This is a genomic window from Streptococcus pantholopis (assembly GCF_001642085.1).
In the GTDB taxonomy this organism is placed as follows: domain Bacteria; phylum Bacillota; class Bacilli; order Lactobacillales; family Streptococcaceae; genus Streptococcus; species Streptococcus pantholopis.
Map to the genome: position 1 here is coordinate 241,124 of NZ_CP014699.1, position 25,216 is coordinate 266,339.

The window sequence follows — 25,216 nt, forward strand, 5'->3', positions numbered from 1 at the left end:
TGTTAATAAAGAAAATATGATAAAATAAGGGTTAAACAATACTAATAGAAATGAGGTGTCTGTATGCGTTGTCCAAAATGTCATTATAATAAATCCAGTGTTGTTGACAGCCGTCAGGCTGAGGACGGCAATACCATCAGACGCCGGCGGGAATGCGAAAATTGCCGGACACGGTTTACAACTTTTGAGCGTGTTGAAGAGCTCCCGCTTTTGGTAGTCAAGAAAGATGGGACACGGGAACAGTTTTCCCGTGATAAAATTTTAAACGGTATTATTCAAAGTGCGCAAAAACGGCCGGTATCCAGCAGCGATATTGAAGCAGTCATTTCACGCATTGAACAAAAGGTTCGCAGTGAATACGAAAATGAAGTGTCCAGTGTCGTGATTGGCAACCTTGTTATGGATGAATTGGCAGAACTGGATGAAATTACCTACGTTCGCTTTGCCAGTGTTTATAAAAGTTTTAAAGATGTCGATGAGATAGAAAAACTTCTGCAGGAAATAACAAGCCGTGTGCCCAATAAAAAGAAAAGCAGTGAAAAAAATGAAACCGATTGATGATTTTTTCTATATCAAGGGGAATGCCGTTTCTTATGATTCACTGAATCTTATTCAGCTCTATCTTCCCATTATTGGGCAAGACGCCATGTCGCTCTACGACTATTTAGCCCATTTTTTTGATGAGGGTCAGAAGCGGCACAAATTATCAGAAATTCTTAATCACCTGCAATTTGGAATGAAACGTTTGGAAGAAGCGGCGTCAGTTCTGGAAGCAATGGAGCTGCTCGAGCTGTATGAAAGCAGCGGAGTCTATTATTTCAGGCTTAAGCAGCCTTTAACAAGGGATTTCTTCTTAGCTCATCCGGCTTACCGCCGTCTGCTGGCCAATAGAATCGGAGATGTTGCCGTGCAGGAATTAGCTTTGCAGCTTCCAAAAAACGCCCGCAATATCTCGAAAAAGTTCTCTGATGTTTTTGATCATCTGGAGACAGACAAAGCTTCTGTTCAGACCAGACCTGCTCCGCGTCTTGATTTGGATAATTTCCAGCGCCTGATGCAGCGGGACGGCCTTCAGTTTAAGGATGAAAAAAAGGACATTATTGCTCTTTACAGTTTGGCTGAAAAATATGACTTAAACTGGTTTGCGCTTTATAATTTAGCTAAAGAGACAGCTATTAACCATTTTATTTCGCCCCAGCGTATGACGGTTAAAAAACAGCAGATGGCAAAAGCGCAGCGGCAGAAACAGCAAGATGAGATTTTTAGCAAAGAAGAGCAAGTGATTTTACGGGAGACTAAGTCGGCAGAAGCAGAGCTTTTTTTGGCTAAAATTAAGAAGGTTAGACGGGCGCGGGTCACTTCAGATGAGAAAAAAATATTGGAAGACCTGGCTCAGATGTCTTTTCTGGATGAAGTGATTAATGTTATGGTGCTCTATACCTTCAGTAAAACGAAATCGGCCAATTTGAACAAGGCCTATATTATGAAAATTGCCAATGATTTTTCCTATCAGCGGATTGTCAGTGCTGAAGAAGCTGTTCTAAAAATGCGCAGCTTTTCGGAACGTAAAACTGATGTCAAATCAAAACAATCAAAAGCAGCCAAAACGAATGTTCCTGAATGGAGCAATCCTGATTACAAAAATGAAACAACGGCAGAAGAACTGGAGGAACTGGCAGAGTTCAAGAAAAGAACTTTGGCACAATTGCGAAAGGATGGTGAATAGATGGAAAAAGTTGCTCAGGCTATAAAGCACAGCAATAAAGCTCATTTATCACAAATCAACACTGATGAACTTAAGCAAGCTATTTTAGCTGATACAAAAGTTGCGGATTTCATTGCAACTCACCGGCTGTCAAACCGGGAAATCGAACTCAGTCTCTCAAAGTTTAATCAGTTTCGTATAGAACGAGAGAAATTTTTAGCCGGCGATGAAACTTATCTCGCTAAAGGCTACGAACCGATTTTGGTGATGAATGAAGGCTATGCAGATGTTACTTACCGTGAAACAAAGGCCTTGAAGCTTGCTCAGGCTAAACAGGCTATTACCGAACGTGTCAGCCTTGTCAATCTGCCTAAGTCTTATAAAAATCTTACTTTTGATGATATCAGTCTGGATGATAAACGCAGACAGCCTCTGTTTACAGAGTTGGCTAAGTTTGTTGCTGATTATCCCAGTGCTGACCAAAAAGGTCTGTACTTATATGGCGATATGGGGGTTGGGAAATCCTTTATGCTGGCTGCCATGGCCCATGAATTATCCAAAGCAAAAGGGGCCTCAACAGTACTGCTTCATTTTCCTAGTTTTGCTATAGATGTCAAAAATGCTATCAATACCGGAACTGTCAAAGATGAAATCGATGCTGTTAAAAAAGCTGAGATTCTGATTCTTGACGATATCGGTGCCGAGCAGGCTACTTCCTGGGTGCGCGATGAAGTGCTGCAAGTCATTCTACAGTACCGTATGCTGGAGGATTTGCCAACTTTTTTCACCTCCAATTACAGTTTTAAAGATTTGGAGAAAAAGCTGGCCAATATTAAAGGGACAGATGAGACTTGGCAGGCCAAACGTGTTATGGAGCGTATCCGCTATCTTGCTAAAGAATTCTACTTGGCAGGAGATAATCGCAGGAACTGACTTTGGATAAAAAGATTATTTGTGCAGTTTGGATTTAATAGCCGGCTTGCTTATGGCAGCTGGTGACAGATATAAGCTGTTTCAGTCAGGCTTCTGCCCTGATTGTTGAAATCTTTTTGTCTTGCTGGATGTTCAGTCTGATGCTAGCGTTTTTCAAGGACTAAACTATTTAATGAGGAGGAAAGATGGCTCTACCTACAGTTGCAATTGTCGGCCGGCCCAATGTTGGGAAATCGACATTATTTAACCGTATCGCCGGAGAACGCATTTCTATTGTTGAAGATGTAGAAGGCGTGACACGTGATCGGATTTATGCCGTTGGAGGGTGGCTTAACCGCAGGTTCTCTCTGATAGACACCGGCGGTATTGATGACATTGAAGCGCCCTTTATGGAGCAAATCAAGCACCAAGCTGAGATTGCTATTGCTGAGGCTGATGTCATCGTTCTGGTTGTTTCCGGAAAAGAAGGGATAACAAATGCCGATGAATATGTTGCTAAGATACTCTATCGGGCGCAAAAGCCAGTCATTTTAGCTGTTAATAAAGTTGATAATCCGGAAATGCGAAGCACTGTCTATGACTTTTATGCTCTTGGTTTGGGGGATCCTTATCCGGTGTCATCTGTTCATGGGCTTGGGACAGGAGACCTTCTGGATGCTGTTATTTCTGAGCTTCCGTCCGAGGCAGAAGAGGAAGAGGCAGATGTTATTAAATTCAGTCTCATCGGCCGCCCTAATGTAGGGAAGTCCAGCATTATTAATGCTCTCCTTGGTGAAGAACGTGTCATTGCCAGCCCAGTATCCGGAACAACTCGTGATGCTGTCGATACACCGTTCACTGATTCAGCTGGTCAGCAGTACATCATGATTGATACGGCAGGTATGCGTAAATCGGGCAAGGTCTATGAAAAGACCGAAAAATATTCGGTCATGCGGGCCATGCGGGCCATTGACCGTTCCGATATTGTTTTGATGGTTATCAATGCTGAAGAAGGCATCCGAGAGTACGACAAACGGATTGCCGGTTTTGCGCATGATGCAGGAAAAGGTCTGATTATAGTTGTCAATAAATGGGATAGGCTAGAAAAGGATAACCACACCATGCATCAGTGGGAAAGGGATATTCGTGATCATTTTCAGTATATTCCCTATGCTCCGATTGTTTTTGTGTCGGCACTGACTAAGCAGCGTCTGCACAAGCTGCCGGAGATGATTAAAGAAATCAGTCAAAATCAGAATAAGCGTATTGCTTCAGCGGTGCTTAATGACCTTATTATGGACGCTGCTGCTCTTAATCCGACACCGACCGATAAAGGAAAACGCCTGAAAATCTTTTATGCTTCTCAGGTTGCTGTCAAACCGCCGACCTTTGTCATTTTTGTTAATGAGGAAGAACTGATGCATTTCTCTTATCTCCGTTTTCTGGAAAATCAGATTCGTGAGGCCTTTGCTTTCAAAGGAACGCCGATCAAGCTGTTAACCCGGAAACGCAAATAAAATCACCCTATCATAAGTAAAAAAAGCAAACCGCCCTGGCAGTATTTTAGTCAGAGCGGTTTTTTACTAAGATACAAAGCCCGTTTAAAGCTCATAGCAAAAATAGGAAAACTGACGAAGAAACTCCGGTTTCTAGGAAGTTTTATCTTTTTTGCAAAGAGCTTAGGGCGTGTTCAATTAAAACAAGATACAAAACCCGTGAAAAAATCCGTATGAAAATGACGGTAAGTCCGAAATCTTTGATTTCGCAGACGCACCTCTGCCAGGACGACTAGAAAGCTGCGGTCGGCTATTAAGACGACAAAGCTTTCAGACGGCTACGGCTAGCTAACTTGAAATCGATTCTCAACTTAGCCATCTTTTTCACTAGGATTTGAGGGCGTGTTCAATTACTAAGATACAAAGCCCGTGAAAAACGCAAAAGGAAAATAGGGGACTGACTGACGAATCGATAGATTCTAAGTCAGGCCATCTTTTTCCCGCAGCGTTTAGGGCGTGTTCAATTTATTTTTTGTTGCAATATGTTAACAAAACAATGAAAATCCCCGTTTTTTTCAGAAAAAAGCTGATTGTTTTGCTATAATAAGGAGATAAGGTAAAGGTGGTATAGTATGAGTAGAATGATTCCGGGCCGTGTCCGCAATCAAGGTATCGCATTATATGAACAGGGGCTCCTTAAGATTATCAGCCATCGTGATCGGCTTTTGCAGGCTGATGTCGATGGCTATTCTGTCCAGTATGCTCTTGAGGATGAAGACATCTCCTGCCAGTGCAGTTTATTTGCCCAAAAGCAGTATTGTGAGCATTTGGCCGCTTTAGAATATTATTTAAAAAATGATTCAGAAGGAAAGGAAGCCGCAGAGCTCCTGTCTTTCCGAAACGATGATTATCAAAAAAAGCAAAAAAGGCTGTCTTTTGGCAGTGTTTTTCTTGATGGTTTATCTGTTAATGAAGATAGGGCAACCCAGTACCGTTTGGCTGTTTCTGCCGACCAAAATCCTTATTCATCTGACTTTTGGTGGACTTTGAAAATTAACCGTCTGCCGGACGCACGTGCCTATGTGATACGCGACATTAGAGCTTTCTTGCAAATTATCAAAAAAGAGGATTATTACCAGATTGGCAAGAATTACTATGAACCGCTTTCGTTTCTGCAGTTTGATACAGCCAGCCAAGAGCTTATTCGTTTTTTGTGGCGAATTATTCCCGACAAGGCCTCTGACGGCACCTACATTCTTCCAAACCATGGACGGCATCTCACTTTGCCCGGCGGATTTTTTGAAGAAGGGCTCAGCTTGTTCAAAAACCTTTACGATTTTTCCTTTACTGTAAATCAGCAGCATTATGCTGATATTGTTTTTAAAGATCTCGATGGTTCAGAAGGACTTTATCAGTTTGAAGTACTGGTACACCGCCAATTAATTGAACTGATTGTCAAAGAAAAAGATATCCAGTCTTTCTTTGATGATACTTATCTTTTTTACCAAGGGACCTTCTATCGGCTTAATCTTAAACAAAGTAAAATTGCAGCAGCCTTGAAAACCCTGCCTTTAGAATCTGATTTGGCTAAGCATGTCCACTTTGATTTAGACGATCAGGCTAAGCTGGCTGCCAGCCTGCTGGATTTTCGCTGTTTAGGTACAGTTCAGGCTCCGAAGAGTTTCGAAATCAGGGATTTTTCTCCGCTTTTTTATTTTGATTTGGAAGAGAATAAAGCAATCCGCCTATCCTTGGTTTTTGATTACGGAACAGTTAAGGTGAGGAGTAAAAAAGAACTGGGGGAGCTTTCCTTTGCCAGTCATTTTAAACATGAACAGCGTGTTTTTAAACTGCTGGAAACCGCCGGTTTCAGTAAATCTTTCTCCAGTTATCATGAACCTCTACAGGCAGAAGAACTGTATTCTTTCTTCAGCCAAACCCTGCCTGACTTTTCCAGTCTGGGGAAGGTCTTTCTATCTGCAGAAATGGAAGCTCTGCGTTTTACAGAGAAACCGCAGCTTGCCATTAGTTCTTCCGGCAGTCTGCTGGATATTTCCTTTGATTTTTCTACGATACTCGAAAATGATATTGATGAAGCCTTGGCAGCGCTTTTTACTAATCAGCCTTACTTTGTCAATCAGTCAGGCCAATTAGTTGTTTTTGATGAGCAAACGCAAAAAATAGGCAGTGAGCTTAAGAAATTTCAGCCTAAGCGCTTAGGAAATGGCCATTTACAGCTTTCAGCCCTGTCTGCCTTTCAACTATCAGATGTTTTACAGGATAAGGACAGTATCCATCTGACGCGCTCTTTTGTAGAACTGGTGCAGGACCTCCAGCAGCCTGAGCAGTTTGAACTGCCTGATTTTAAGGTTAAAGCCGATTTGCGTGATTATCAGCTGACAGGAGTCCGCTGGCTGTCGATGCTTGATAAATACGGTTTTGGCGGTATTTTAGCAGATGATATGGGCTTAGGGAAAACCCTGCAGACAATTGCTTTTTTGACCGGCAAACTCAAACAAGAGAAGAGGGTTTTAGTTTTATCGCCATCAAGCCTTATTTATAACTGGCAGGATGAATTTAAAAAATTTGCTCCGGAATTGGATTTTACTGTTGTTTATGGCTCCAAATCTGTTAGGGATGACCTGATTAAAGAGGATCATCAGATTGTCATTACCAGCTACAGCTCCTTTCGTCAGGATTTTGCCAATTATAATCAGCTTCATTTTGATTACTTAATTTTGGATGAAGCTCAGGTTATGAAAAATACGCAGACAAAGATTGCACAGTACTTACGGTCCTTTGAAGTCGATAATTGTTTTGCTTTGACTGGGACACCGATAGAAAATAGGCTGCTGGAAATCTGGTCTATTTTTCAGATTGTTCTGCCAGGCCTTCTGCCGGAAAAGAAGGTCTTTGCGAAAATGTCAGCAGAGCAGGTTGCCCGCTATATCAAGCCCTTCATTATGCGGCGCAAAAAAGAAGACGTTCTGCCGGAACTGCCGGAACTGCTGGAAATCAATTATCACAATGAGCTTGCCGACAGTCAAAAAGCGATTTACTTAGCACAGCTCCGACAAATGCAAGACAGTATCCGCGGTTCATCAGATGCGGTGATTAATCGAAAAAAAATTGAAATCCTCTCAGGCATTACCCGCCTGCGGCAGATTTGCGACAGCCCCAGTCTGTTTATGGATTATAAAGGCGGCAGTGGGAAGTTAGACAGTCTGCGGGACCTCCTTTATCAAATTAAAGAAAGTGGACACCGCGCCTTAGTTTTTTCCCAGTTTCGCGGGATGTTGGATATTGCGGAAGAAGAACTGCATCATCTTGGACTGACGGCATATAAGATGACCGGTTCAACCCCAGCTGCTGAGCGGCAGGAAATGACACGGGCTTTTAACAGCGGTGCAAAGGATATTTTCCTGATTTCGCTGAAAGCCGGAGGAGTCGGTCTCAATTTAACCGGCGCCGATACCGTTGTTTTGATTGACTTATGGTGGAATCCGGCAGTAGAACTGCAGGCTATCAGCCGGGCACACCGAATCGGTCAGGAGAAGAGTGTTGATGTTTACCGTCTGATAACAAGGGGGACTATCGAAGAAAAGATTTTAGATTTGCAGGAAACCAAACGCCATTTAGTGACAACTGTTCTAGACGGCAACGAAACACGAGCCAGCATGTCAGTTGAAGAAATTAAAGAAATCTTGGGACTTGCAGACTGACAACAACAAAAGCTATTTTGTCCCCCTCTGCACAGTTGATGAGGGGGCCTACAATCCCTTGCTTGCTAAGTGATAAAAACTTTCAATCACTGCATCAAGTGCATATGTCTAAAAAAATGAAATGAGGCAGACTTTTGTTCAAGCCTCTTTTTCTTATACCGATTTCGCTCTTTTCAGATTTAATTTAAGAACATTTTGAAAAAATAGTAGTTTTAGTTTATAATAGGAGTACTGTATAAAGGCTGCTGGCAGTTTTTTGATATCAGAAAATCGGCTGCTGCTTTCACCGCAGGTAATAGTTATAGTTCAAGATTAAAAGGAAGCGAGTCTTGATATGATGAGAAAAAAATTCCCTCTGGTTGCAGATGGGGAGCAAATTATGCAAGAGCCGATAAACATGCGGCTTTACAATAATGAAGACCTGATTAATAATATTCACGGGCCCTATCAAGATAAAGATTTCAGCGATGTTACTCAAGACTTCAATTTTGTTGACCAAACACCTGATGTTAAAAATAAAGCCCCTGAGCGTCTTCAGACCCTAAATGAAGGGAAGTCTTATGCACAAAAAGCCAGAGAAGAGGCAAGACGGGATATTAGGGAAAAGCGTCAGGCTTTTCTGGCCAATGAAGTTAAAATGCAGGCAAAGCCGTCTTTTCAGCGCCAGCCTTCTCAGCCGGCCTCAGCTCAATCCAAATCGAGCAGTCAGGGCAGTGAGCTGAGCCGTTTTTCGAAAAAACTTCATCAGGAATCCTATATTTTGGCAGAAATACCGCAGGTTTATACGGAACCTAGGAATTCTGTGCGGCCCAAACCTAAAAAAAATAATTACGATTTTCTTAAACGCAGTCAGATATACAATAATCAGGAGTTTGAAACACAAAAAGAACACCGTCTTACTCAAGAGCTGAATCTGACCCGTTTTGCAGAAACTGATTAAAAAATTGAGAGTGGGGCAAAAATCGGCAAATTGTCGTAAAATAACGATTTCGATTTTGTTGCCCCACCTCCTCTGTCTAAACAAGTGAGCTGAGGCAGGACTTTGCCCTAACCTCAAAGTTTTAAAAAAACTTTGTATCATTTGGTAATAAAAGCCCTAAAAAAGAGAACTGCGGTTTTTCACGGGCTTTGTATCTTGTTAATTGAACACGCCCTAAAATCCTAGTGAAAAAGATATGGCTAAGTTTAGAATTGATTTCAAGTTAGCTAACCGTAGACGTCTGAAAGCTTTATCGTCTTAATAGCCGACCGCAGCTTTCTAGTCGTCCTGGCAGAGGTGCGTCTGCGAAATCAAAGATTTCGGACTTACCGTCATTTTTGCTGTGAGCTTTAAACGGGCTTTGTATCTTGTTTTAATTGAACACGCCCTAAAATCCTAGTGAAAAAGATGGCTGTCAGCGTGATGCCAGCATCACTTGCCATCCCCTATTTTCATACGGATTTTTTCACGGGCTTTGTATCTTGTTGTAAGGAGTGGATATGTCGAAAGTTTTTCATTTTATCGGAATTAAGGGGTCAGGTATGAGTGCTCTTGCCCTTATGCTTCAGCAAATGGGGTATAAGGTTCAGGGGAGCGATGTGGAAAAGTATTATTTCACACAGCGGGGGCTCGAACAGGCTGGTATTGCTGTCCTTCCCTTCTCTGAAGCTAATATTACACCTGATTTGGAACTGATTGCCGGTAATGCTTTTCGCGAAGATAATAATATCGAAGTGGCTTATGCGCTTAAAAACGGTTTCAGCTTTAAGCGTTACCACGAATTTCTCGGCGACTTTATGACACAGTTTACAAGTTTTGGGGTTGCTGGTGCCCACGGCAAAACATCTACTACCGGACTTTTGTCGCATGTTCTTAAAAATATTACGGATACCTCCTATCTTATTGGCGATGGTACTGGCCGGGGGCTGGCTAACAGTAAATATTTTGTTTTCGAATCAGATGAATACGAGCGCCATTTTATGCCCTATCACCCTGAGTATTCCATCATTACCAATATTGATTTTGACCATCCGGATTATTTCACTAGTGTTGATGATGTTTTTCGTGCTTTCAGCGACTATGCTCAGCAGGTTCAAAAAGGTCTTTTTGTATATGGGGAAGATCCCTACCTCAGACGTCTAAAAACAAAAGCCCCGATTTATTATTATGGGTTTGCTCAAGATGATGATTTTGTAGCTCATGATATTATTCGTACAACAAATGGTTCTGATTTCAAGGTCAGCTATAAGGGAGAAGTGCTTGGCGAATTTCATGTTCCGGCTTATGGGCGTCACAATATTCTCAATGCAACAGCTGTTATCGGCAACCTTTATATTGCCGGCTTTGATATGGCTTTGGTTGCTGAACATTTGAAGACTTTCAAGGGAGTTAAGCGCCGCTTCTCTGAGAAAGTCATTACCGATACTGTTATTATTGATGACTTTGCTCATCATCCGACTGAGATTATTGCGACTCTTGATGCAGCGAGGCAAAAATATCCCAGCAAGGAAATTGTCGCCATTTTTCAGCCGCACACCTTTACCAGGACAATTGCTCTGTTAGATGAGTTTGCAGAGGCTCTTAATGAAGCAGACAGTGTTTACTTGGCGCAGATTTACGGTTCGGCCCGTGAGGTGGACAAGGGAGATGTCAAAGTGGAAGACTTGGCTCAAAAAATCAGTAAACCTGCTGAAGTTGTAACTGTTGAGAATGTGTCACCTCTGCTTGATCATGACAATGCTGTTTACGTCTTTATGGGAGCTGGGGATATCCAGCTCTATGAGCGGTCTTTTGAAGAACTTTTGGCCAATCTGACCAAGAATAGACAATAGAAAGATTCTGGCGGGGAGTAGACCTGTGCGGTCAGAAGAAGTTTCTATGGTTACAGTATTGTTATAATTGACTAAGGACACGCTCTATTGGCAATAAGCCTGCCTAGCGGTGAGGATTAGAGCAGATTTTATGGACTGGACTGTCTTGCTCTTTTACGGTCTAATGGCTGTGGAAAAGAGATGCCCTGTAGGAAGATACGCAAGTTATAACTTGTCTGTTTTGAAAGATGAGCCTGTCTTAAAGTCAGGTTCATAATTTTTTGCGAATTAGGGCAAACGTTTGATATCTATTCTGCTGCTAAAAAAGAAAAAAAGCTGCTTTGGCAAGCGAAAAGGGAAAATTTAAGTCATGAAAAAGTTTGTTAAGAATGCTATGCTGCAATTGATGGTATAGCTCATGCGGGAAGTTCTTTTTACAGGAGCACAAATAGGTGCTGTTATAGGTTCAGCTATTCCAATACCTGTTGTTGGTACGGTTGTGGGGGCAGCAATAGGCAGTATAGCTGGTTCTGCAGTGTTTGATGGGACCAATAATATTTGGGACAATGTTTCTCATAGGAAATGGTAGTGAATCGAAAGATTGTGATTTTAAATCGCGGCCCTCTTGTAAACCAAAAAAGGAAAGACTTTTACATATCAGACCAATCCAAAGTTAGATTGACAAAACGTTTGACATCTGTTATACTTTTAAAAACGAAAAAGCAACTTTAGTAAGTGAAAAGGGAAACTTTTAACCATGAAAATCGATATGACAGAGGTCAATGACAATAAGACGACTTTAACGACCTCTATTGATAATTTGAACAGTCAATTGGAAACTGCTAAGACTTCCTTTACGAATCTACTTAATACCGACAGTCTTCAAGGGGAGGTCAAGACAGCCATAGACGGTAAGATTAATAACTATCAGATTCCGCTTCTGACCAACTTTTCCAATAGTTTATCGACTTTATCGGCCCAGTATGATAAGGCAATAGAGGCGTTTCAAACGACGGTTGAGGAGACCTCAGCTACGGCGATTATCGATACGGATTATCTGCAGGGATTAGAGGAAGGTTATAGTACGATAGAGAGCAGTATAGCGACGATAGACAGTGAGACGTCCAAGATTTACAGTTCGATATCTGATATCATCAGTTTGAGCAATCCCAGCAGTTCAGATATTACGACACCGTTGAGTGAAGCCAAGAAGGTATTGACGGATACCAAGAGCAACATGGAGACTTTTAACGGCTGGACACAGGGGACAGAATTCAGTGAGCTGTTAGCCAGTCAGGGGACGGTTTTAGCTTCTTTATCCGATTTGACAGGTGTGTCCTATGTTGATAAAGAGGCTTCGGCATTTTATTCGGATGCCAGTTTTGCGGACGGTGTCCAGACGACCTCTCGCAACATAGCTTCCACCTCTACCCCTCTAGAACTACTTGAAATAGTTGCTAAGTCTCTAAATTCTATTGCCGAAACATCAGGCTCATGGTGGTCAGGCTTTTCTGACATTTGGCAGACCTATGTCCAATCGGTAGCGGATGATTCGAATTATAAGCGGATGAAGAGCGGTGTGGGCTTAGTCAGGGATTATTTAAAAATCTTTAATAATAAGAGCCATAGTGCCGCTAATCTAGGCCGTCAGGCTTTTGAAGGGCTCAGCAAATCCTGGGATATGGTCAGCAAGTCTGGCAAGGACTTGTGGGCGGTTATGCGTCAGGTCAAGAACACCAAAGCTTGGAGTGCCCTGAGCAAGGTAGGCAGCAGCAAGGGCTGGAAGCTGGCGGAGAAGGGCTATAAAGGGGCGACGAAGTTTTTCGATACGGTCAAGAATCCGCTGAAGTCAGGTGCAAAGAGTTTAGGGAAGGTCGCACAGGTAGGCGGCTGGACGATGGTGGCAATGGAGGCAGGTGTTTACGGCTATCAGGGTTATACCGATGAGGACAGCCGGACCTATCACAGTGTTGGCAAATCCGCCATTCATGCTGGGGTGGAGACCATTAAGAACGCCGGCCCGCTGGAATTTACGGCAGCGGGTGCGCAAATTGGCTCAATGGTCCCTTTTGTAGGAACAGCAGCTGGCGCAGCAGTTGGATTTGCGTTTGGGACAGTTAATTCTGTTTTTGGTATGTTTAATCCCGAGGCTAAAGATAAGTTTTATGATAGCATAGAAAACGGTCTCTTTGATGCCTATGACGGGGCGGCCAAGGCAGTTAAGGAAGTCGGTCAGACTGTTTCTGATAAGGCGAAGTCTGTCGGTCAGTCCCTGTCTCAGGGTTGGAACAGTGTGACCTCAGCTTTTGGTTTTTAGGAAGGAGTGATCTGTTAGATGAAGAAGTCCATCTTTAAAGCCAGCTTTGAGGAAAGCAAAAGGATTATTAATTCTCAAAAGTTTATTGATAGTCTGAAAGAAAACAATCCTATGAACCGGTCGCTTCTCAACCGCCTCTTTACTTTTTTCATAGCTGGCGGTATGATTTTCTCAGTAGCAGCGTCTTTGCTATTTGGAATGCCTTCTGTTTTGAGTGCAGATGCAGAAAATATTCGCTATTTGTCTCCTGCCTCTGCTTATCTAATGGGAATTATTGGCCGAAAGCTCTTTCTTCCTAATGTTATAGCCTTCGGTGTATCAGCTGTTTTTTCCTTTTTTACTGCTCTTTTTCCGCGGTCTAATCTTGCTAAGCAATCATTTATTGGTTTTCCTTTTTTTGTAGGACTGATTTACTGCGCCTTGGTTGTCTCCTCTTACTTATCCAGTGCCATAGCTTTTGACCGTTATGGGACAGCGGGGCTTTTATTGCAGGTGGTTATTGGTATTTTTTTGATGTTGGTCATTCTTTACCAAGGTTATCGCAAGACCAAGTCAATCTTATATAGTGAAGAGTACGAGCCGCTGCTTTCAGCCAAGAGGCTTTTGCTTATAGTCGGTGGGGTCAGTCTCTTTCTTTTGCTTCTGAGCGGCAGTGTTTTTCAGGGGTTGGAGACAGACTTGAATCGCCATTGGTATAGTTACCCCTTAGGTCTGGTTCAGCTCCTTGCCTTTGTTGTTTTTGGTTATGGGTTTTGGTTCATTACGGATTTCTTTCTGTTTCAGAGTTATTACTTGGTCAAATACAGTCGGGAGTACCAGTCTTACTTAGAGATACCAGATGAGGAGTGGTATCGCAATGGGCGTAAGAAAAAGCGGAAAGAGGAGAAGCGCCGAAAGAAGGCTGACAAGATAGGTAGAAAGAGTTCTTGACCAGACTTTTTTCTATGATTATAGACACTAATCCTTTTATCTGGACTAGCAGGTGTGTCCTATGTTGATAAAGAGGCTTCGGCATTTTATTCGGATGCCAGTTTTGCGGACGGTGTCAAGACGACCTCTCGCAACATAGCTTCCACCTCTACCCCTCTAGAACTACTTGAAATAGTTGCTAAGTCTCTAAATTCTATTGCCGAAACGTCAGGCTCATGGTGGTCAGGCTTTTCTGACATTTGGCAGACCTATGTCCAATCGGTAGCGGATGATTCGAATTATAAGCGGATGAAGAGCGGTGTGGGCTTAGTCAGGGATTATTTAAAAATCTTTAATAATAAGAGCCATAGTGCCGCTAATCTAGGCCGTCAGGCTTTTGAAGGGCTCAGCAAATCCTGGGATATGGTCAGCAAGTCTGGCAAGGACTTGTGGGCGGTTATGCGTCAGGTCAAGAACACCAAAGCTTGGAGTGCCCTGAGCAAGGTAGGCAGCAGCAAGGGCTGGAATCTGGCGGAGAAGGGCTATAAAGGGGCGACGAAGTTTTTCGATACGGTCAAGAATCCGCTGAAGTCAGGTGCAAAGAGTTTAGGGAAGGTCGCACAGGTAGGCGGCTGGACGATGGTGGCAATGGAGGCAGGTGTTTACGGCTATCAGGGCTATACCGATGAGGACAGCCGGACCTATCACAGCGTAGGCAAATCCGCCATTCATGCTGGGGTAGAGACCATTAAGAACGCCGGCCCGCTGGAAGCAACGGCAGCTTTCTCTAGTCTTGGAGCGGGCGGTGCAGTTGTTGGTTTTGCATTTGGAACAGCTAACTCGATTTTAGGGATGGTAAGTCCTGAACTAAAAGACAAGTTTTATGATAGCATAGAGAACGGTCTCTTTGATGCTTATGACGGGGCGGCCAAGGTAGTTAAGGATGTCGGTCAGACTGTTTCTGATAAGGCGAAGTCTGTCGGTCAGTCCCTGTCTCAGGGTTGGAACAGTGTGACCTCAGCTTTTGGTTTTTAGGAAGGAGTGATCTGCTAGATGAAGAAGTCCATCTTTAAAGCCAGCTTTGAGGAAAGCCAAGGCCTGGTGACCCAAGGGAAGTTTGTCCTAACGGCTGGAATGACCAGAAATAATAATCCTGTTCATATGGGTATTTTTAACAGGCTCTTCACGCTTGTGATTGTTGGCTACTTTTTCTTTGGCATTATGGCGTATGGTCTATTATTTGCTATGCCAGAACAGATTGGAAGAGTTGGGGAGGTTAGGCTGATTTCAGTGAATGCGGTAGAATTGATTCATCAGATAGGGACTTTCCTCATTCCGTCTTCTGCTTTCTTTTATGCCCTAACATTCATTTTTATAACTCTATTCTGTTTGCCTAAAAAGAATTTGAAGATTCAGTCTTATTTTTATTTTTCTTTCTACTTTCCTTTTCTTACCTGTGCTGTCATCGCTTTGTTTTATTTTCTCAGTGCTTTTACTTTTGACCGTTTTGGGTTTTCAGGTTTTCTGCTTCAGCTGGTACTTGGTTTAGGGTTTATCATAGCCATTCTCTATCAGGGCTATCGCGATGCCAGAAGGCGCTTGTATAATGAACCGCGTTGGCTGGGGGGGCTTGTGAAACTTATGGGTTATACGGTGTTAGCGGTCAGTGCAGTGCTTTTGGTCTTGAGCGGGACAGTGTTTAAAGGGCTGGCTAGTGATTTAAATGAGATGTGGTACAGCTATCCTTTGGGGCTTCTATTGTTGCCTGCTTTGATTATTGTTGGCTATGCCTGGCGTTTGTTGATTGATTTGTTTATTTATCAGGCTTATTATATCTGGAAGTATCCGGAGGAGTATAAGGCTTATCTGAAGATTTCCGATAAGGAGTGGTATAGCAAGCGGGAGTTAAGGAGACGGGAGAAAGCAGCAAAAAAGAACAGCCGGAGCTCATGATTGCCTCAACTCAATTATCCTGTTTAAAATAGTCCTTGTCCCAAGGCTGGAACAATGTGACCTCAGCTACGGCGATTATCGATACGGATTATCTGCAGGGATTAGAGGATGGCTATAGTACGATAGAGAGCAGTATAGCGACGATAGACAGTGAGACGTCCAAGATTTACAGTTCGATATCTGATATCATCAGTTTGAGCAATCCCAGCAGTTCAGATATTACGACACCGTTGAGTGAAGCCAAGAAGGTATTGACGGATACCAAGAGCAACATGGAGACTTTTAACGGCTGGACACAGGGGACAGAATTCAGTGAACTGTTAGCCAGTCAGGGGACGGTTTTAGCTTCTTTATCCGATTTGACAGGTGTGTCCTATGTTGATAAAGAGGCTTCGGCATTTTATTCGGATGCCAGTTTTGCGGACGGTGTCCAGACGACCTCTCGCAACATAGCTTCCACCTCTACCCCTCTAGAACTACTTGAAATAGTTGCTAAGTCTCTAAATTCTATTGCCGAAACATCAGGCTCATGGTGGTCAGGCTTTTCTGACATTTGGCAGACCTATGTCCAATCGGTAGCGGATGATTCGAATTATAAGCGGATGAAGAGCGGTGTGGGCTTAGTCAGGGATTATTTAAAAATCTTTAATAATAAGAGCCATAGTGCCGCTAATCTAGGCCGTCAGGCTTTTGAAGGGCTCAGCAAATCCTGGGATATGGTCAGCAAGTCTGGCAAGGACTTGTGGGCGGTTATGCGCCAGGTCAAGAACACCAAAGCTTGGAGTGCCCTGAGCAAGGTAGGCAGCAGCAAGGGCTGGAATCTGGCGGAGAAGGGCTATAAAGGGGCGACGAAGTTTTTCGATACGGTCAAGAATCCGCTGAAGTCAGGTGCAAAGAGTTTAGGGAAGGTCGCACAGGTAGGCGGCTGGACGATGGTGGCAATGGAGGCAGGTGTTTACGGCTATCAGGGCTATACCGATGAGGACAGCCGGACCTATCACAGCGTAGGCAAATCCGCCATTCATGCTGGGGTAGAGACCATTAAGAACGCCGGCCCGCTGGAAGCAACGGCAGCTTTCTCTAGTCTTGGAGCGGGCGGTGCAGTTGTTGGTTTTGCATTTGGAACAGCTAACTCGATTTTAGGGATGGTAAGTCCTGAACTAAAAGACAAGTTTTATGATAGCATAGAGAACGGTCTCTTTGATGCTTATGACGGGGCGGCCAAGGTAGTTAAGGATGTCGGTCAGACTGTTTCTGATAAGGCGAAGTCTGTCGGTCAGTCCCTGTCTCAGGGTTGGAACAGTGTGACCTCAGCTTTTGGTTTTTAGGAAGGAGTGATCTGCTAGATGAAGAAGTCCATCTTTAAAGCCAGCTTTGAGGAAAGCCAAGGCCTGGTGACCCAAGGGAAGTTTGTCCTAACGGCTGGAATGACCAGAAATAATAATCCTGTTCATATGGGTATTTTTAACAGGCTCTTCACGCTTGTGATTATAGGCTATTTTGCTTTTGGTCTTGTTTTGTATGGTTTGTTATTTGCCATGCCACCGTCCCTTTTTACCGATGTTGACCGGGGGCACTCACTGTTTGAAGCGGTTCACTTTATGTATCAGGTTTATCTTTTCTTACGACCGGCAGCCCTTTTATTCTATGTGTCCTTTTTTATCGTTATGACTCTATTCTATTTGCCTAAAAAGAATTTGAAGGTTCAGTCTTATTTTTACTTTTCTTTCTACTTTCCTTTTCTTACCTGTGCTGTCATCGCTTTGTTTTATTTTCTCAGTGCTTTTGCTTTTAACCGCTTTGGGTTTTCAGGCTTTCTGCTTCAGCTGGTAGCTGGTTTAGGGTTTATCATAGCCATTCTCTATCAGGGCTATCGCGATGCCAGAAGGCGCTTGTATAATGAACCGCGTTGGCTGGGGGGGCTTGTGAAACTTATGGGTTATACGGTGTTAGCGGTCAGTGCAGTGCTTTTGGTCTTGAGCGGGACAGTGTTTAAAGGGCTGGCTAGTGATTTAAATGAGATGTGGTACAGCTATCTTTTGGGGCTTCTATTGTTGCCTGCTTTGATTATTGTTGGCTATGCTTGGCGTTTGTTGGTGAATCAGTTTATTTATCAGGCTTATTATATCTGGAAGTATCCGGAGGAGTATAAGGTTTATCTGAAGATTTCTGATAAGGAGTGGTATAGTAAACGTGAGTTAAGGAGACGGGAGAAAGCAGCAAAAAAGAACAGCCGGAGCTCATGATTGTCTAAACTCAATTATCCTGCTTTAAATAGTCCCTGTCTCAGGGTTGGAATAATGTGACCTCAGCCTTTGGTTTTTAGGAAGGAGTGATCTGCTAGATGAAGAAGTCCATCTTTAAAGCCAGCTTTGAGGAAAGCAAGAGAATCATTAAACCTGACGTTCTAATCGGAAATCTTAAAGAGAACAATTCCATGAACTGGTCACTGCTCAATCGGCTTTTCACTTTTTTTGTGGCAGGATCTATAATGATTTTAGGCATGGCGGGGCTGTTGTTTGGGATGCCATTGGGCATTGGCGAGCATCCGGAAACTATCCGTTATCTATCCCCAGCCTCTGGTCGTCTGATGGGAGCCCTTGGGCAGGTGTTTCTTCTCCCCAATGCTGTAGCTCTCAGTATAATATTCCTCATCTTTTTCTTTACAGCTCTTTTTCCTCGGTCTGATTTGGCAAAACAACGTTTGATTGGTTTGCCATTTTTAGCAGGATTGATTTACTGCACTTTGATTATAACCACTTACTTATCCAGTGCCATAGCTTTCGACCGTTATGGGACGGCGGGGCTTTTGCTTCAGGTTACAGTCGGTCTTGTCTTAATGGTGGTGATTCTCTATCAAGGCTGGCGGAGGACTAAGGCGGTCTTATATAGTGAAGAGTACGAGCCGCTGCTTTCAGCTAAGAGGCTTTTGCTTATAGTCGGTGCGATCAGTCTCTTTCTTTTGCTTCTGAGCGGCAGTGTTTTTCAGGGGTTGGAGACAGATTTGAATCGCCATTGGTACAGTTACCCCTTAGGTCTGGTTCAGCTCCTTGCCTTTGTTGTTTTTGGTTATGGGTTTTGGTTCATTACGGATTTCTTTCTGTTTCAGAGTTATTACTTGGTCAAATACAGTCGGGAATATCAGTCTTACTTGGAGATACCAGATGAGGAGTGGTATCGCAATGGGCGTAAGAAAAAGCGGAGAGAGGAGAGACGTCAGAAGAAAGCAGCAGGCAGCGACAAGAGTTAACTTGTCGTTTGGAATAACATTTGGCATTTGAAAAGGTTCAGCAAGATCCGTGCTCTACCTTTTTGTTTATAAAATCTTTCTATTTTCTTGCATTCTTTGCTTGTCTGTGTTATACTGTCATTAAATATTAAAAGAGAAAGGGGGCGAAGTAAGGACTTCGCCTCTTATCTGTGTCAGAAGAAGGACTGTTAATATAAAAGGAGGAAGCCTTATCGCAAACCATATTGTTGAACGTGTTACCGAACGGATTGCCCCTGTAATTGAAGATCCATTTGTATTGGTTGATGTTGAATATGAAAAAAAGGGGGGCGATTATATATTAAGTATTTTAGTAGATAAACCTGGTGGTATTACTGTAGATGATACAGCAGAGCTGACAGATATCATCAGCCCTCTGCTGGATACCATCGAGCCTGATCCCTTTCCTGAACGGTATTTGCTGGAAGTTTCCAGTCCGGGTTTGGAGCGTCCTTTGAAAACCGCCGCCAGTTTAGCTGAGGCTGTTGGAAGCTATATCAATGTCAGCCTGTATAAGCCCATCGATAAGGTGAAGCATTTTGAAGGCGATTTGCTGGCTTTTGACGGACAAGTGCTAACGCTTATGTTTATGGACAAAGGGCAAGAAAAAACAGTGGATATCCCTTATCAGACGGTTGCTAAAGCCCGTCTGGCAGTTAAATTTTAAGAAAGGATTGTGCTTTTTCCTGTTACGCTAGCTAAAAGAACAGAAAAAAAGAGTGATAGAATTATGAGCAAAGAGATGTTAGAAGCCTTCCGTATTTTGGAAGAAGAAAAACATATTGACAAAAAAGACATTATCGAAGCGGTTGAAGAATCTTTAAAATCTGCCTATAAGCGCCGCTATGGTCAGGCTGAGTCCTGTGTGGTCGAATTTGATGAAAAAACAGGCGATTTTCAGGTTTATACTGTCCGTGAGGTAGTTGAAGAAGTTTTTGACAGTCGACTGGAAATCAGTCTTGAAGATGCTTTGGCCATCAGTTCTGCCTATGAAATAGGCGATAAGATTCGTTTTGCTGAATCAGTGGCAGAATTTGGCCGTGTGGCAGCACAGTCGGCTAAACAGACCATTATGGAAAAAATGCGGCGTCAGATGCGGGAAGTCACCTTTAATGAATACAAAGAACGTGAAGGTGAAATCATGACAGGAACGGTTGAGCGTTTCGATCAGCGCTTTATTTACGTGAATTTAGGAACTTTGGAGGCTCAGCTGTCCCATCAGGACCAGATTCCGGGAGAAACCTTTAAATCGCACGACCGTATTGAAGTTTATGTTTATAAAGTTGAAAACAACCCTAAAGGGGTCAATGTTTTTGTCAGCCGCAGCCATCCTCAGTTTATCAAACGGATTATGGAGCAGGAAATTCCCGAGGTGTTTGACGGAACAGTCGAGATAATGAGCGTTTCCCGGGAAGCCGGTGATCGGACAAAGATTGCGGTACGCAGCCACAATCCCAATGTTGATGCAATCGGGACCATAGTCGGCCGCGGCGGCAGCAATATTAAAAAAGTAACCAGCAAATTTCATCCTAAGCGGATTGATCCTAAAACAGGTGCAGCTTTGCCGATGGAAGAAAACATTGATGTCATCCAGTGGGTTGATGATCCGGCAGAGTTCATCTACAATGCTATTGCTCCTGCAGAAGTTGATATGGTGCTTTTTGATGATGAGGATCCTAAACGGGCGACCGTTGTTGTGCCGGACAGCAAATTGTCTCTGGCTATTGGCCGGCGCGGACAGAATGTCCGCTTAGCGGCTCATCTGACCGGCTATCGCATCGATATCAAGTCGGCAAGTGAGTATGATGAAATGGAAGCTCAGAGAGAAGAATTCCTGGCTGCAGAAGCTAAAAATGCTGAAAGTGAACCGTCAGAACCTGTTCTTGACGGAACGGAATAAAAACAGAAAAAGAGTTTTTAAATGCCAAAAACAAGAAAGATTCCTTTAAGAAAATCAGTCGTCTCAGGTGAAGTTATCGATAAGCGCGATCTTCTTAGAATCGTCAAAAATAAGGAAGGTGACATTTTTATTGATCCGACCGGCAAACAAAACGGCCGCGGCGCTTATATTAAACTGGATAATACCGAAGCATTGACTGCCAAGAAAAAAAAGGTTTTTGACCGTACTTTCGCTATGACAGTACCGGAAAGTTTTTATGACGACTTGATTGCTTATGTTGAACATAAAGTGAAAAGAAAAGAGCTGGGCCTTGAATAATTCAGAAAAAATCTCACAGCTTATCGGTCTTGCTTATCGCGCAGGCCGTGTCATTTCGGGTGAGGAACTGACTGTCAAAGCGATTCAGACCGGACAAGCTAAACTTATCTTTCTGGCTAGTGATGCCAGTCCTAATCTAAGTAAAAAGATAAAAGATAAAAGCAACTATTACAATGTAGAAGTCTCCACAGCGTTTTCTACGCTGGAATTAAGTGCTGCACTAGGTAAGCCCCGAAAAGTGCTGGCTATTGCAGATGCTGGATTTTCAAAGAAAATGAGGACTCTTATGGGATAGATGAATAGGAGGACACAAATTGTCAAAGAAAAGATTGCACGAAATTGCAAAAGAAATCGGAAAAAGCAGTAAGGAAGTTGTCGAACGGGCGCAGTCGCTTGGTTTTGCCGTAAAAAGCCATGCTTCTAGTGTTGAAGAAGAAGATGCAGGCCGCATTATTGCAAGCTTTACCGCTGCAGCAAAGGAAGGAGCCGTATCGAAACAAGAACCGAGCAAAGAACAGACGCAGCCAGCTCCTAAAGCTGCAGATCCGGAGCCGCATCCAAAAGAGCAGCCGCAAAAAACGGCACCTGCGCCTAAAGCTGTTCAGAACACTGAACCATCAGCTTCCAAACCGCCGCTCAACCGTCCAAAAAGCCGCAACTTTAAAGCAGAGCGTGAAGCAAGGGCCAAGGCCGAAGCCCAACGCCGCCAGGCAGAGCAGCAGCAAAGAAAAGACCGCAAAGGGTCTTATCAAAAAGACGGCCGTCGGTCTGATAATGACAGGCAAAATAGAAACCGTGATCAGCGCTATCATTCTAATAACCGCCGCAATAACGACCGCCGTTATGACCGCACAGCACAGCCCAATCAGCAGACAGCTCAGCCGGCTAAGGGGAAGGGGCGGATTGATTTTAAAGCGCGTGCAGCTGCTTTAAAAGCAGAGCAGAACGCCGAATATTCTCGTCAAAGCGAGACACGTTTCCGTGAAGCACAGGAGGCAAAAGCCAGAGCTGTGCGTGAACAGGAAGCTGCAAGACAAGCTCAAATAAAAGCTCAAGAAGCAGCCCAGCAGCAGCTTGAGGAGCAGGCAGCTCTCTCGGCAGCTCCGGAACTTCAAGCAGCTCCTCCTTTAGCAGACGCTGTTCCGAAGGCACAGGACAGCCGCCGTAAAAAGCAAGCCCGTCCTGAAAAAAGTCGTGACTTTACTCATGAAAATGAAGATGGTCCAAAACAAGCAAAAAATAAGAAAAACTGGAATAATCAAAACCGCGTGAGAAATCAAAGAAATAGCAACTGGAATAATACCAAAAAGAACAAAAAAGGCCGGAATAACCGCAATAGTCAGGCACCTAAACCTGTTACTGAGCGTAAGTTTCATGAACTGCCAAAAGAATTTGAGTACACTGCAGGCATGACTGTCGCAGAAATTGCTAAGCGCATAAAGCGTGAACCGGCTGAAATCGTCAAAAAACTGTTTATGATGGGAGTCATGGCAACACAAAATCAATCGCTTGATGCTGATACAATTGAGCTGCTGATGGTTGATTATGGTATCGAAGCCAAGGCCAAAGTACAGGTAGATACAGCTGATATTGACCGCTTCTTTGTTGATGAGGATTATCTTAATCCTGAAGAGATGGTTGAGCGTGCCCCTGTTGTCACAATCATGGGACATGTCGACCACGGGAAGACAACGCTGCTGGACACACTGCGCAACTCTCGTGTCGTCACAGGAGAAGCTGGAGGAATTACTCAGCATATTGGTGCTTATCAAATTGAGACAGACGGTAAAAGAATTACTTTCCTTGATACACCTGGACATGCTGCGTTTACCAGCATGCGGGCTCGCGGTGCTTCAGTAACAGATATCACTATTTTGATTGTAGCTGCTGATGACGGTGTGATGCCGCAAACAATTGAAGCCATCAACCATTCTAAAGCGGCTGATGTCCCGATCATCGTGGCTATAAATAAGATTGATAAACCGGACGCTAATCCTGAACGGGTCATCGGCGAGCTGGCAGAATATGGTGTTGTTTCTACAGCCTGGGGAGGAGACTCAGAGTTTGTTGAAATCTCTGCTAAATTTGGCAAAAATATCGACGAACTGCTGGAAACAGTCCTCCTAGTCGCTGAAATCCAAGAGCTTAAAGCTGATCCAACAGTTCGGGCTATCGGAACTGTTATTGAGGCCCGCCTTGATAAAGGGAAAGGGGCAATCGCCACTCTTCTTGTTCAGCAGGGAACCTTAAATGTGCAGGATCCGATTGTCGTCGGGAACACTTTCGGCCGTGTCCGCGCGATGACTAATGACTTGGGCCGCCGTGTGAAAGCAGCGCCTCCTTCAACACCAGTATCCATTACAGGACTGAATGAGGCACCTATGGCCGGAGATCATTTTGCCGTCTATGAAGATGAAAAAGCAGCCCGGGCGGCTGGTGAAGAACGTGCTAAGCGTGCTCTTCTTAAGCAGCGGCAGACTACTCATCGGGTCAGCCTTGAAAATCTGTTTGACACTCTTAAAGCCGGTGAAGTGAAGTCAGTTAATGTGATTATCAAAGCAGATGTTCAAGGCTCTGTCGAAGCATTGGCAGCTTCTTTGCTTAAGATAGATGTTGAAGGCGTCAAGGTCAATGTCGTGCACTCTGCTGTCGGCGCTATTAATGAATCAGATGTTACCTTGGCTGAAGCCAGCAATGCAGTCATTATCGGTTTTAATGTCCGTCCGACACCGCAAGCCCGCCAGCAAGCCGAAGCAGATGAGGTTGAAATTCGCCTTCATTCGATTATTTATAAGGTGATTGAAGAAGTTGAAGATGCCATGAAAGGCATGCTTGATCCGGAATATGAAGAAAAAATTATCGGAGAAGCTGTTATTCGTGAGACCTTTAAAGTTTCTAAAATGGGAACAATCGGCGGCTTCATGGTTCTCAGCGGCAAAGTGACCCGCGATTCAAATGTTCGTGTTATCCGTGACGGTGTTGTTGTCTTTGATGGGAAATTGGCCAGTTTAAAACACTATAAAGATGATGTCAAGGAAGTCGGCAATGCACAGGAAGGCGGACTGATGATTGAAAATTACAACGATCTAAAGATTGATGACAACATTGAAGCCTATATTATGGAAGAGATTGCTCGTTAAAGCACCTGCAAAACTTCAGTGAATCGGCTATAGACAAATGAAAACAGCGGGCTTTGTATCTTGTTAATTGAACACGGCCTAAAATCCTAGTGAAAAAGATGGCTGTCAGCATGATGCAAGCATCACTTGCCATCCCCTATTTTCATTCGGATTTCTTAACGGCCTTTGTATCTTGTTAATTGAACCCGCCCTAAAATCCTAGTGAAAAAGATGGCTGCCAGTGTGATGCTTAGGCATCACTTGCCATCCCCTATTTTCATACGGATTTTTAAACGGGCTTTGTATCTTGTTAATCGAACACGCCCTAAGAGCTGTGCAAAAAAGACAGCCCTCCCTTGAGTCTTTAGTGACTCATCGGTCAGGCTCCTATTTTTGCTTTGCTCTTTAAACGGGCTTTGTATCTTGTGTAGAAGGGGAGTTATGGGACATTCGTTTCGTGTTGATCGTGTAGGTATGGAGATTAAGCGTGAGGTCAATGATATTTTGCAAAAGAAAGTGCGTGATCCGCGTGTCAAAGGGGTAACGATAACTGATGTTCAGATGCTTGGTGATCTATCCCTTGCCAAGGTTTATTATACAGTTATGAGTGATTTGGCGTCTGAGCAGCAAAAAGCTCAGATAGGGCTGGAAAAAGCGACTGGAACAATTAAGCGTGAACTCGGCCATTATTTGACGATGTATAAGATACCTGACCTGCAGTTTATCAAAGACGAGTCAATTGCTTATGGCAATAAAATTGACCAAATGCTGCGCGATTTAGAAAATAAGAAATAAAGGCCGGCCAAA

Annotated in this window: 21 protein-coding genes; all 21 read left to right on the forward strand. The window is 43.6% G+C overall.

Going from position 1 to position 25,216, the window contains the following annotated elements:
* Window positions 1-63: 63 nt before the first annotated feature.
* Window positions 64-558, forward strand: a complete 495-nt coding sequence (nrdR, locus tag A0O21_RS01150) for a transcriptional regulator NrdR (RefSeq protein ID WP_067060232.1) — start codon at window positions 64-66, stop codon at window positions 556-558.
* Window positions 545-1,726 (forward strand): DnaD domain protein, encoded by a 1,182-nt coding sequence (locus tag A0O21_RS01155; RefSeq protein ID WP_067060234.1) that lies wholly within the window; start codon window positions 545-547, stop codon window positions 1,724-1,726. The genes nrdR and A0O21_RS01155 overlap by 14 nt, the downstream gene beginning before the upstream one ends.
* The gene (gene dnaI, locus A0O21_RS01160; RefSeq protein ID WP_067060236.1) at window positions 1,727-2,638 is read left to right on the forward strand and encodes a primosomal protein DnaI; all 912 of its coding nucleotides are present in this window, start codon (window positions 1,727-1,729) and stop codon (window positions 2,636-2,638) included.
* Between the two features lie 185 nt (window positions 2,639-2,823).
* Window positions 2,824-4,134 carry a ribosome biogenesis GTPase Der gene (der, locus tag A0O21_RS01165; RefSeq protein WP_067060238.1) on the forward strand — a complete coding sequence of 437 codons (1,311 nt, stop codon included), beginning with the start codon at window positions 2,824-2,826 and terminating at the stop codon, window positions 4,132-4,134.
* A 611-nt stretch (window positions 4,135-4,745) separates the two neighbouring features.
* Window positions 4,746-7,835, forward strand: a complete 3,090-nt coding sequence (locus A0O21_RS01170; protein ID WP_067060240.1) for a DEAD/DEAH box helicase — start codon at window positions 4,746-4,748, stop codon at window positions 7,833-7,835.
* A 334-nt stretch (window positions 7,836-8,169) separates the two neighbouring features.
* Window positions 8,170-8,775 (forward strand): hypothetical protein, encoded by a 606-nt coding sequence (locus A0O21_RS01175; RefSeq protein WP_067060242.1) that lies wholly within the window; start codon window positions 8,170-8,172, stop codon window positions 8,773-8,775.
* A gap of 539 nt (window positions 8,776-9,314) precedes the next feature.
* A complete protein-coding gene (murC, locus tag A0O21_RS01180) occupies window positions 9,315-10,646 on the forward strand; it encodes a UDP-N-acetylmuramate--L-alanine ligase (RefSeq protein ID WP_067060244.1) in 1,332 nt (443 codons plus the stop codon).
* A 397-nt stretch (window positions 10,647-11,043) separates the two neighbouring features.
* On the forward strand, window positions 11,044-11,214 hold the full coding sequence (locus A0O21_RS10785; RefSeq protein ID WP_148660287.1) for a glycine zipper domain-containing protein: 171 nt from the start codon (window positions 11,044-11,046) through the stop codon (window positions 11,212-11,214).
* Window positions 11,215-11,382: 168 nt separating this feature from the next.
* On the forward strand, window positions 11,383-12,942 hold the full coding sequence (locus tag A0O21_RS01185; protein WP_067060246.1) for a T7SS effector LXG polymorphic toxin: 1,560 nt from the start codon (window positions 11,383-11,385) through the stop codon (window positions 12,940-12,942).
* An 18-nt stretch (window positions 12,943-12,960) separates the two neighbouring features.
* Window positions 12,961-13,872, forward strand: coding sequence for a hypothetical protein (locus A0O21_RS01190; RefSeq protein ID WP_067060248.1), 912 nt, complete (start codon window positions 12,961-12,963; stop codon window positions 13,870-13,872).
* Between the two features lie 54 nt (window positions 13,873-13,926).
* Window positions 13,927-14,886, forward strand: a complete 960-nt coding sequence (locus A0O21_RS01195) for a hypothetical protein (protein WP_067060250.1) — start codon at window positions 13,927-13,929, stop codon at window positions 14,884-14,886.
* A gap of 18 nt (window positions 14,887-14,904) precedes the next feature.
* Window positions 14,905-15,804: a hypothetical protein gene (locus tag A0O21_RS01200; protein WP_067060252.1), complete on the forward strand. Its 900-nt coding sequence runs from the start codon at window positions 14,905-14,907 to the stop codon at window positions 15,802-15,804.
* Window positions 15,805-15,839: 35 nt separating this feature from the next.
* Window positions 15,840-17,132, forward strand: a complete 1,293-nt coding sequence (locus A0O21_RS01205; RefSeq protein ID WP_082854381.1) for a T7SS effector LXG polymorphic toxin — start codon at window positions 15,840-15,842, stop codon at window positions 17,130-17,132.
* 18 nt (window positions 17,133-17,150) lie between these two features.
* A complete protein-coding gene (locus tag A0O21_RS01210) occupies window positions 17,151-18,050 on the forward strand; it encodes a hypothetical protein (RefSeq protein ID WP_067060256.1) in 900 nt (299 codons plus the stop codon).
* A 98-nt stretch (window positions 18,051-18,148) separates the two neighbouring features.
* Window positions 18,149-19,054 carry a hypothetical protein gene (locus tag A0O21_RS01215; RefSeq protein ID WP_067060258.1) on the forward strand — a complete coding sequence of 302 codons (906 nt, stop codon included), beginning with the start codon at window positions 18,149-18,151 and terminating at the stop codon, window positions 19,052-19,054.
* Between the two features lie 211 nt (window positions 19,055-19,265).
* Window positions 19,266-19,739 carry a ribosome maturation factor RimP gene (rimP, locus tag A0O21_RS01220; protein WP_067060260.1) on the forward strand — a complete coding sequence of 158 codons (474 nt, stop codon included), beginning with the start codon at window positions 19,266-19,268 and terminating at the stop codon, window positions 19,737-19,739.
* Window positions 19,740-19,802: 63 nt separating this feature from the next.
* The gene (nusA, locus tag A0O21_RS01225) at window positions 19,803-20,972 is read left to right on the forward strand and encodes a transcription termination factor NusA (RefSeq protein ID WP_067060262.1); all 1,170 of its coding nucleotides are present in this window, start codon (window positions 19,803-19,805) and stop codon (window positions 20,970-20,972) included.
* Window positions 20,973-20,993: 21 nt separating this feature from the next.
* On the forward strand, window positions 20,994-21,290 hold the full coding sequence (gene rnpM, locus A0O21_RS01230) for an RNase P modulator RnpM (protein ID WP_067060264.1): 297 nt from the start codon (window positions 20,994-20,996) through the stop codon (window positions 21,288-21,290).
* A complete protein-coding gene (locus A0O21_RS01235) occupies window positions 21,283-21,585 on the forward strand; it encodes a YlxQ-related RNA-binding protein (protein ID WP_067060266.1) in 303 nt (100 codons plus the stop codon). The genes rnpM and A0O21_RS01235 overlap by 8 nt, the downstream gene beginning before the upstream one ends.
* A gap of 19 nt (window positions 21,586-21,604) precedes the next feature.
* On the forward strand, window positions 21,605-24,430 hold the full coding sequence (gene infB, locus A0O21_RS01240; RefSeq protein ID WP_067060268.1) for a translation initiation factor IF-2: 2,826 nt from the start codon (window positions 21,605-21,607) through the stop codon (window positions 24,428-24,430).
* Window positions 24,431-24,850: 420 nt separating this feature from the next.
* On the forward strand, window positions 24,851-25,204 hold the full coding sequence (rbfA, locus tag A0O21_RS01245) for a 30S ribosome-binding factor RbfA (RefSeq protein WP_067060270.1): 354 nt from the start codon (window positions 24,851-24,853) through the stop codon (window positions 25,202-25,204).
* The last annotated feature ends 12 nt before the right edge of the window (window positions 25,205-25,216 follow it).

Excerpts from the sequence above, each read along its gene's own strand:
- nrdR (WP_067060232.1), top strand. The coding sequence starts at position 64 with ATGCGTTGTCCAAAATGTCATTATAATAAATCCAGTGTTGTTGACAGC.
- A0O21_RS01155 (WP_067060234.1), top strand. The coding sequence starts at position 545 with ATGAAACCGATTGATGATTTTTTCTATATCAAGGGGAATGCCGTTTCT.
- dnaI (WP_067060236.1), top strand. The coding sequence starts at position 1,727 with ATGGAAAAAGTTGCTCAGGCTATAAAGCACAGCAATAAAGCTCATTTA.
- der (WP_067060238.1), top strand. The coding sequence starts at position 2,824 with ATGGCTCTACCTACAGTTGCAATTGTCGGCCGGCCCAATGTTGGGAAA.
- A0O21_RS01170 (WP_067060240.1), top strand. The coding sequence starts at position 4,746 with ATGAGTAGAATGATTCCGGGCCGTGTCCGCAATCAAGGTATCGCATTA.
- A0O21_RS01175 (WP_067060242.1), top strand. The coding sequence starts at position 8,170 with ATGATGAGAAAAAAATTCCCTCTGGTTGCAGATGGGGAGCAAATTATG.
- murC (WP_067060244.1), top strand. The coding sequence starts at position 9,315 with ATGTCGAAAGTTTTTCATTTTATCGGAATTAAGGGGTCAGGTATGAGT.
- A0O21_RS10785 (WP_148660287.1), top strand. The coding sequence starts at position 11,044 with ATGCGGGAAGTTCTTTTTACAGGAGCACAAATAGGTGCTGTTATAGGT.
- A0O21_RS01185 (WP_067060246.1), top strand. The coding sequence starts at position 11,383 with ATGAAAATCGATATGACAGAGGTCAATGACAATAAGACGACTTTAACG.
- A0O21_RS01190 (WP_067060248.1), top strand. The coding sequence starts at position 12,961 with ATGAAGAAGTCCATCTTTAAAGCCAGCTTTGAGGAAAGCAAAAGGATT.
- A0O21_RS01200 (WP_067060252.1), top strand. The coding sequence starts at position 14,905 with ATGAAGAAGTCCATCTTTAAAGCCAGCTTTGAGGAAAGCCAAGGCCTG.
- A0O21_RS01210 (WP_067060256.1), top strand. The coding sequence starts at position 17,151 with ATGAAGAAGTCCATCTTTAAAGCCAGCTTTGAGGAAAGCCAAGGCCTG.
- A0O21_RS01215 (WP_067060258.1), top strand. The coding sequence starts at position 18,149 with ATGAAGAAGTCCATCTTTAAAGCCAGCTTTGAGGAAAGCAAGAGAATC.
- nusA (WP_067060262.1), top strand. The coding sequence starts at position 19,803 with ATGAGCAAAGAGATGTTAGAAGCCTTCCGTATTTTGGAAGAAGAAAAA.
- rnpM (WP_067060264.1), top strand. The coding sequence starts at position 20,994 with ATGCCAAAAACAAGAAAGATTCCTTTAAGAAAATCAGTCGTCTCAGGT.
- rbfA (WP_067060270.1), top strand. The coding sequence starts at position 24,851 with ATGGGACATTCGTTTCGTGTTGATCGTGTAGGTATGGAGATTAAGCGT.